The sequence below is a fragment of the Arthrobacter sp. H41 genome, from assembly GCF_000520535.1.
GTDB lineage: Bacteria > Actinomycetota > Actinomycetes > Actinomycetales > Micrococcaceae > Arthrobacter_D.
In genome coordinates, this window is record NZ_KI914838.1 from 1,959 (window position 1) to 9,091 (window position 7,133).

A 7,133-nucleotide genomic window follows, 5' to 3' on the forward strand; every position below is an offset into this window, starting at 1 on the left:
CTGGCCCGCCGGGCCCGGGGCTTCCTGACCCGGGCCCGGTCACCCGGTGGGGCACCCCGGTCGCCCGCGCGGTCCACGACGCCGCGGCGGCCCTGACCATCGGTTTCCTCGTGATGGCCTCGCTGATGCTTCCTCACCGGGCGCCGGACCGAACCGCCCTTGACCCGGCGGCAGCCAAAGCGGTGCTGTTCGCCGCGGCGGCCGCCTCGGTATGGGCCGTTTCCGGTGCAATCGTCGTCACCTTCGCCTACTCCAACGTCGCAGGATCCAGTCCCTCAAGCATCAACGGCGGGGATATGGTCCAGTTCCTGACCCGTTTCGACCTGGGCCGCTCCCTGGGATTGAGCGCCTTCCTGGCGCTGATCGTCGCCACCGGGTGTTGGATGGCAACACGGACCCTTCACGCCGGGATCCTCACGTTGCTCAGTCTTCTCGCCCTGCTGCCCTTGACGGTGACTGCCCATGGTGCGTCGAACCACGAAGCGGCCGTGAACCTGCTCGGGCTTCACCTCATCGGAGTCACGATCTGGACAGGCGGCCTGGCCGCACTGGTGGTCTTGCGAAAAACCTTGGGTGAAGACTTCCCTTCCGTCGCGCAAAGGTATTCGAGAATTGCCGGAGTGAGCTACCTTCTGGTTCTGGTGACCGGCATCGCGGGGGCGCTCCTGCGCTTGAACTCCGCTTCAAGCCTGGAGGGAACCTATGCAATTCTGCTTATAGCCAAGACAGCGGCCGCTCTCCTGCTGGGCGCTGCCGGCTGGTATCAGCGGCGCCGTATCCTCACCCGTCTAGCATCGCGGGCCGCATCAGGAAGAGCATTCGCCCTGTTCGCGGGTTATGAAATCCTCATCATGGCATTCACCTTCGGACTGTCCGTCGCCCTGGGGCGGACGTCCCCGTTCGCTGATTCGGCCATCCAGACAGCCGCGGAATCCTTTCTGGGCGCGGCGTTGCCGCCGGAACCCGACGCGCTGCAGTGGCTGGCCCAATGGAGGGTCGATGTCGTCTGGGCACCGGTTGCCGCATTGCTGCTCGGCTGGTATCTCCGTGCTGTACGGAAAGCGCGACGGCAGGGCTTGGTCTGGCCGATTCCCAGGACGGCAGCGTGGGTTCTGGGGTGCGCCCTTTTCCTGTGGGCCACCAACGGCGCCCCGGCCGTCTACGCGCGGCTGCTGCCCAGCATGTTCGTCACCGGACAGGTCATCCTCGGGCTTGCCGTGCCCGTCCTGTTTGCCCTCGCTCGTCCAGCCTCGCTCGCCCGGCACACGCTGGTTCCGCGGCCGGACGGGAGCCTGGGAATCAGGGAGTGGCTCATCTGTACTGCCCGACTGACCGTGACGGGCAAACTGGTGCACCCGCTGCCCGCGGCACTGCTTTATGTGGGGTTCCACGGGGTCCTGTACTTCACCTCACTGCTGGGGCCGGTGGTCAGCAGCAATGCCGGACGGATCACCTCCACCGGCGCCACACTGATAATCGGATACCTGCTCTCCCACGCACTCCTGTCGTACCCGCCCTCCCCTGACGCGGTAAAGGCTAAGCTCGCGGCGCTCCTGACCGTGTTGGCTTTTCATATCACCGGCGGGATTGCACTGACTGCACGCGAAAGCCTCATCGGAGGAGACTGGTATCTCCTCGTGGGTGACCTCTGGAATATCCCGGTCACAACCGACCAGCCCATCGCCGGCCTGATCCTTTGGGGCGCCGCCCTGCCACCCCTGCTCGCTCTCGCCATTGGATGCCGGAACCTCGTCGGTACGAGCGCGCGGAACCTGGTTCACGGCGCTACGACACGCTAATTTGAACCCACCCCAAATTCTCAACTACTATCAAGAGTAGTAATAGCCGTGGAGAGGGTCTTGCTCCGTTGCAATGGTGGGCAGCGCTACAGGCCCCGGTTCGCCGTGAAGCGAAACATCGGCTCCATCAACATTCGAATGAAAGCGATTTCATGCCCCACAAGACTGTTTCCGGTAACGGCAGGAAAGTGCGCACCGCAACCCTCGGAGTCGCCGCAATGCTCCTCCTGACGGCGTGTGGGCAGGAGGCCTCCGGTCAGGCAGCCGAACCTGCACACAGTGATGAAACACTCCACAGCGATGGATCGTCGTCCCCGGGGGAGAACCCGTTCGGCCACGTGCATGGCCTTGCATTCGACGAGGACACCGAGCAACTCCTTCTGGCCACCCATAACGGGCTGTTCGACGTTGCTGCCGACCCTATCGAAAAGCTCAGCCCGACCCTCGACCTGATGGGGTTCGCCGGTGCCGGACCAGACCTGTACTACGCCTCAGGACACCCTGGACCTGGCGTGGATCTTCCCAATCCCATGGGGTTGATCGAGTCAACCGATGGGGGGAAAACCTGGCAGGAACTCTCCCGCCAAGGCGAGTCGGACTTCCACACCCTGACCGTGTCCGAAGACGGCGTCATCGGATTCGACGGAACACTTCGGAAAACAACCGACGGTAAGGAATGGTCGGAAGTCGAGGCACAAATCCAGCCAGCGAACCTTGCCGCGTCCGTCGACGGGCCCATCGTCCTGGCGACCACGGAGGAAGGTGTCCAACGATCCACCGATAACGGAGAGACCTGGGCGCTGCCGCCCGACTCGCCGGTGCTCCTGCTGACGACCTTCGCCGATGCCGACACCGTCGTAGGGATCAGCCCGGAAGGGGCCGTGCACATCAGCCAGGACGCGGGACAAACGTGGAAGGAAGCCGGAGGATCAACAGCGCAGCCTTCCGCTATCGCCGCAGACGTCAACGAGCAGGACGAGCTGCGGATCTGGGTCTCCACCCAGGAGGGCATCGAGTTCTCCGATGATGAGGGAGCGTCCTTTGCCACGACCGTGCAGGCCGAATAACAACAGCTTCCGGCACGGAACGTCGGCCCCGCGCTCATTCCCGGACAATGCTGAGGGCGGCCGGGACGTCCTGTGACGATCGGAGAGTTCTTCGCGCAATCCGTGCAATCCGGGGCGCTCCTCTTGGCAATTCCCCTTGCCCTGATTGCCGGCATTGTGTCCTTCATATCGCCGTGCATCCTTCCGCTAGTGCCAGGCTATGTCGGCTACGTCTCCGGGCTTACTGACCCGAATTCCCCCGGAAACCGGCGCAAAGTCCTCACCGGCGTCGGACTGTTCATCCTCGGATTCGCCCTGGTCTTCACTTTCTACGGTGCGGCTTTCGGACTCATCGGAGGGTGGATGCTGCGCTGGCAGGACCTCCTCATCCGCATCCTCGGGCTGTTCGTCATCCTCATGGGCCTGGTCCTCGTGGGACGTTTCTCCTTCTTTCAACAAACCAAAAAACTCGGATGGAAACCCAAGAACGGGGTCGCCGGGGCGCCGTTGCTGGGAGTGGTGTTCGGTCTGGGCTGGACACCCTGCATGGGGCCAACCCTCAGTGCGGTCCTGGCCCTGAGCACAACCACCGGAACCGCATGGCGCGGCGCGCTCCTGGGATTCGTGTACTGCCTCGGACTGGGCATCCCCTTCGTCCTGGTAGCCCTCGGGGTCGGCTGGGTGACACGGACCCTGTCATTTGTCCGGCGGCACATCCGGATCTTCAACATCGCAGGCGGATCCCTGCTGATCCTCGTCGGAGTGCTCATGGTGTCAGGGGCCTGGAGCCTATGGATCTACCAACTGCAAAACCTTGCCGGGACCTACCTCACCCCGGTCTGATGATGCGGCGTCCCAGAAGGCGCCAACTACCGGCCGAACGCGGGGACTGACAAGCGTGATACCGCTTGCCTAGGGAAAGAGCGAGCGGGACTCCGTGCGCCGGGCTTTCCGCAAAGGAGCAGCAGCGACCGGGGTGCAAACCGTGGTGTATGTCGTGAGCGGCCAACCCGACAAGGTCGCACCACCCACCTGCCTGGAAGCCCTCATCGACGACCTCTGCCACGCCGATGCCGAGCGCCTGGTGCTGGAACAAGACGATTCCCTGGCCGCCGCTGACCGGCGCATCGTCGCCGAGCAACTACGCTTCCAGGACAACAAGGACTTGCGGTACACGCACATGCGCCGCAACGAGGAGCCCCTGCTGTGGGTTGGCGATGCCGTCGCATGGTGCTTCCAAAAAGGCGGACCCTGGAGGGCAGACGTCGAACCACTGATTGGTGAGGTCCGGAGGCTTTAAATACGCGAGCCTGGCTCGTCATACCATCCGGAAGACTGCCAGGCCTACTTCGCAGGGCTACCGCCCTTTGCGATCATGAGTCTACCGGGGTTTCAAGATACGACACTACAGGTCGCCCACTAATTTTTCCGATCAGGAATTGGACCGGGTCGACGTCCCTGTACTTGCAGGTCTACCTTAGCGGGCAGTTTTATCGCGGTGCCTGCGAGAGGATGTCTGTTGCAAAGCTCGTGGCATGGAGCAAAGCGCGTGGTTTCGTGGTGGTTGTTGCCCAGGTCAGGGGAGGAGGCCGAGGGCGAGCCCGGCGGCGGCGCAGGCTCCGAGGGTACGTAGGACGCTCCAGCGCAGCTTGAAGATCATGACCATCGCCGCGACTCCGATGAGGACAGCGCCCGGTTGCAGGCTCTGGATCTGTGGGAGGTCGAGGTGGATCGGTCCCCAGTTCAGGCCGGTGGTGGTGGCGAAGAGGGTGTGGACGGCGAAGTAGACGGCGAGGTTGGCGATCACGCCCACGACGGCGGCGGTGATTCCGGTCAGGGCCGCCGATAGGGAGGCGTTGCCGCGCAGCCGTTCGACGTGCGGGGCGCCGAGGAAGATGAACAGGAAGCAGGGCACGAACGTCACCCAGGTGGTCAGTAAGGAGGCGAGCACGGCCGCGACCCAGGGATCCAGGGCCCCGGGGTCGCGGAAGGCACCGAGGAAGGCGACGAACTGCACGACCATGATTAGCGGGCCCGGGGTGGTCTCGGCCAAGGCCAGGCCACGGACCATTTCCCCGGGGGCCAGCCACCCGTAGGTGGTAACGGCCTGCTGGGCGACATAGGCCAGTACTGCGTAGGCGCCGCCGAAGGTGACCAGGGCGGTGCCGCTGAAGAACAGTCCCTGCTGGGTGTAGACGCTCTCTGGCCCGGTGAGCGCGTACGCGACCACGACCGGGCCCAGCCACAGCGGGATGCCAAGGCCAAGGATCACCGCAGCCCGCCGCCACGAGGGGGCGGTGTGGTGCAGGGCGTCGTCGGCGATCAACGGCTCAGTGCCATCCAGTGCGGTCGTTTTGGCCGGGGCGGCCATGATGGCCGGGCGGACCCGACCCAGGGTCCAGCCGATGGCCGCGGCAGCGGCAATGACGACGGGAAAGGGCACAGCGAAGACGGCCAGGGCCACGAAGGAGGCCACCGCCAGACCCACCAGCGCTGCGTGGTGCAGGGCCCGCTTGGCGACCTTGATAACGGCCTGGACGACGATGGCCAGCACCGCCGCGGCCAGCCCGGTGAACAGGGCCGTGACTACCGCGGTCTCTCCGAAGGCGACGTAGATCGCGGACAGGGCCAGTAATGCCACGACCCCGGGCAGGATGAAGAGCGCTCCGGCGATCAGCCCCCCGCGCGTGCCGTTGAGCAGCCACCCGATATAGACCGCCAGTTGCTGGGCCTCGGGTCCGGGCAGGAGCATGCAGTAAGACAGCGCGTGCAGGAACCGGCGTTCCCCGATCCAGCGGTGCTCATCAACCAGGCTGCGCTGCATGACCGCGATCTGCCCGGCCGGGCCGCCGAAAGTCTGCAGGGAAATTTTGAACCAGGCCTTGGTGGCTTCCCGCAGAGGAATCACATCATGGGCTCGGGGGGTGGTGCTCATATAAAGCTTCTTCCCTCAAGCAGGCCGCGGCGGATGTAGGTGTAGACGGCGTCGAAGATCGGGGTGGTCATCGACAGGACAACCTCGTCGTCGTAGGCTACGGACAGGGCGCGCAGGATCAGGTCGAAGCCCGGCGCTTCGGGGGCATCGTAATGCTCGTCCTCCAGGTCCGCCTCGTGCACGATCGCCGCGATGCGCCACAGCACCGGATCAGCCAGGTGATGGTGACGCAGGATGGTCTCAAAGGTGCAATCGGTCCCGTGATGACCCAATTCCACCCCGCGCATATCGAAGGCGGTGGCATCAGCGGGTACCTGATCGGGCCCGTCAACGAACACGAACTGCGCCTCCGGGTCCAGGTGGCGGCGGATCAACCAGGCACACGACGCCCGGTCAATATGCACCCCGGCCCGGGTCGCCCACCTCACGGGGAAACCTCCGCGGGTGTGTTTGCCCCGGCGTCGGCGAGGTCCTTCAGCGCCTGGCGAGCCTGTTCGCGCTCCGGCGGGCGAAAAAAATCGCGGCGTTCGATCAGGCGCATCTGCCCCCGCAGCTTCCGCAACGCCTGGGTCCGCTCCGAAGTGTCGAGGATGCGCGCGGCGTAGGCCTCAGCCGTAATGTCGGCGTACTCGCCCGCCCGGGCAGCATCCATCGGCGCGGCAACCGCCCGTTCCAGCGCCTTCGTGGCGGGACGGGCAAACCACACCCCGGCTGCACCACCGGCCTGCTCGACGTCCTCAGCCGCCCACTCCAACTGTTCGCGGGTCCTCGCATCAACCGGCAACGCCACCAACCCATCGGCCAACTGAGCCACGCCCAGGCGCTTGAGCTTTCGCCACAGCGCCAACCGCGGGGCCGAAGGGTCCCTCGGCAACCGGTAGGTCAACAACACCCACTCATCAGGTACTGACTGCTGATCAGACATGCTCCCATGTAACCACGGTTACATCGCTTATCTCAAAGTGGTGTGCGGGTATCGGCAGAAGCCGTCGCCAGCCGCCCGGTTCCGACATTCTGACCGACGGGCAGGACGTCCTCGAGGATCCCGGACGATGAGCAGGAGCACCCTGTGGCGCGTAAGTATAGGTATGGCCACGGCACTGGCTCCAACATGCAGTATCACGACTTGAACAATCTGTGTAGCCGACTCCTAAGAATGACAACGGACGATGCGGGCATCCTCAATGATCAGCCGTTCCTGAGAAGGATTCCCTCCACTCCACGAAACTCTGTTTCTCATTTTTGAGCGGTTGATATAACCATTGTGGTTTCCACAGTGTGGTCCTGGTCGTGTCCCAAGTTTGTTAGGAGGTGGTGACCCAGACGGCGTTGGCGGCGGTGGAGCCGAGGTCG

General features: G+C 64.3%; 7 protein-coding genes. 4 read left to right on the forward strand and 3 right to left on the reverse strand.

Going from position 1 to position 7,133, the window contains the following annotated elements; genetic code table 11:
• The 4 genes from Y705_RS20635 to Y705_RS20640 form a co-directional block, all read left to right on the forward strand.
• Positions 1–1,799: bifunctional copper resistance protein CopD/cytochrome c oxidase assembly protein (locus tag Y705_RS20635; protein WP_049822883.1), on the forward strand; the 1,799-nt coding region annotated here is incomplete at its 5' end.
• Between the two features lie 152 nt (positions 1,800–1,951).
• Positions 1,952–2,866: a F510_1955 family glycosylhydrolase gene (locus tag Y705_RS0115545; RefSeq protein WP_026533517.1), complete on the forward strand. Its 915-nt coding sequence runs from the start codon at positions 1,952–1,954 to the stop codon at positions 2,864–2,866.
• Between the two features lie 72 nt (positions 2,867–2,938).
• Positions 2,939–3,688 carry a cytochrome c biogenesis CcdA family protein gene (locus Y705_RS0115550; RefSeq protein WP_026533518.1) on the forward strand — a complete coding sequence of 250 codons (750 nt, stop codon included), beginning with the start codon at positions 2,939–2,941 and terminating at the stop codon, positions 3,686–3,688.
• Between the two features lie 133 nt (positions 3,689–3,821).
• A complete protein-coding gene (locus Y705_RS20640) occupies positions 3,822–4,145 on the forward strand; it encodes a hypothetical protein (RefSeq protein WP_049822884.1) in 324 nt (107 codons plus the stop codon).
• A 276-nt stretch (positions 4,146–4,421) separates the two neighbouring features.
• On the opposite strand, the gene chrA is transcribed toward Y705_RS20640, so the two are convergent.
• Genes chrA through Y705_RS0115570 form a run of 3 tightly spaced genes read right to left on the reverse strand, consistent with a single transcriptional unit; the run spans position 4,422 to position 6,705 of the window.
• Complete coding sequence (gene chrA / locus Y705_RS0115560) at positions 4,422–5,780, reverse strand: chromate efflux transporter (RefSeq protein WP_026533519.1); 1,359 nt, start codon at positions 5,778–5,780, stop codon at positions 4,422–4,424.
• Positions 5,777–6,208 carry a chromate resistance protein ChrB domain-containing protein gene (locus Y705_RS0115565; RefSeq protein WP_026533520.1) on the reverse strand — a complete coding sequence of 144 codons (432 nt, stop codon included), beginning with the start codon at positions 6,206–6,208 and terminating at the stop codon, positions 5,777–5,779. The genes chrA and Y705_RS0115565 overlap by 4 nt, the downstream gene beginning before the upstream one ends.
• On the reverse strand, positions 6,205–6,705 hold the full coding sequence (locus tag Y705_RS0115570; protein ID WP_026533521.1) for a Chromate resistance protein ChrB: 501 nt from the start codon (positions 6,703–6,705) through the stop codon (positions 6,205–6,207). The genes Y705_RS0115565 and Y705_RS0115570 overlap by 4 nt, the downstream gene beginning before the upstream one ends.
• Positions 6,706–7,133: the final 428 nt, after the last annotated feature.

Coding starts and splice junctions, on each gene's coding strand:
- Y705_RS0115545 (WP_026533517.1), top strand. CDS start 1,952: ATGCCCCACAAGACTGTTTCCGGTAACGGCAGGAAAGTGCGCACCGCA.
- chrA (WP_026533519.1), bottom strand. CDS start 5,780: ATGAGCACCACCCCCCGAGCCCATGATGTGATTCCTCTGCGGGAAGCC.
- Y705_RS0115570 (WP_026533521.1), bottom strand. CDS start 6,705: ATGTCTGATCAGCAGTCAGTACCTGATGAGTGGGTGTTGTTGACCTAC.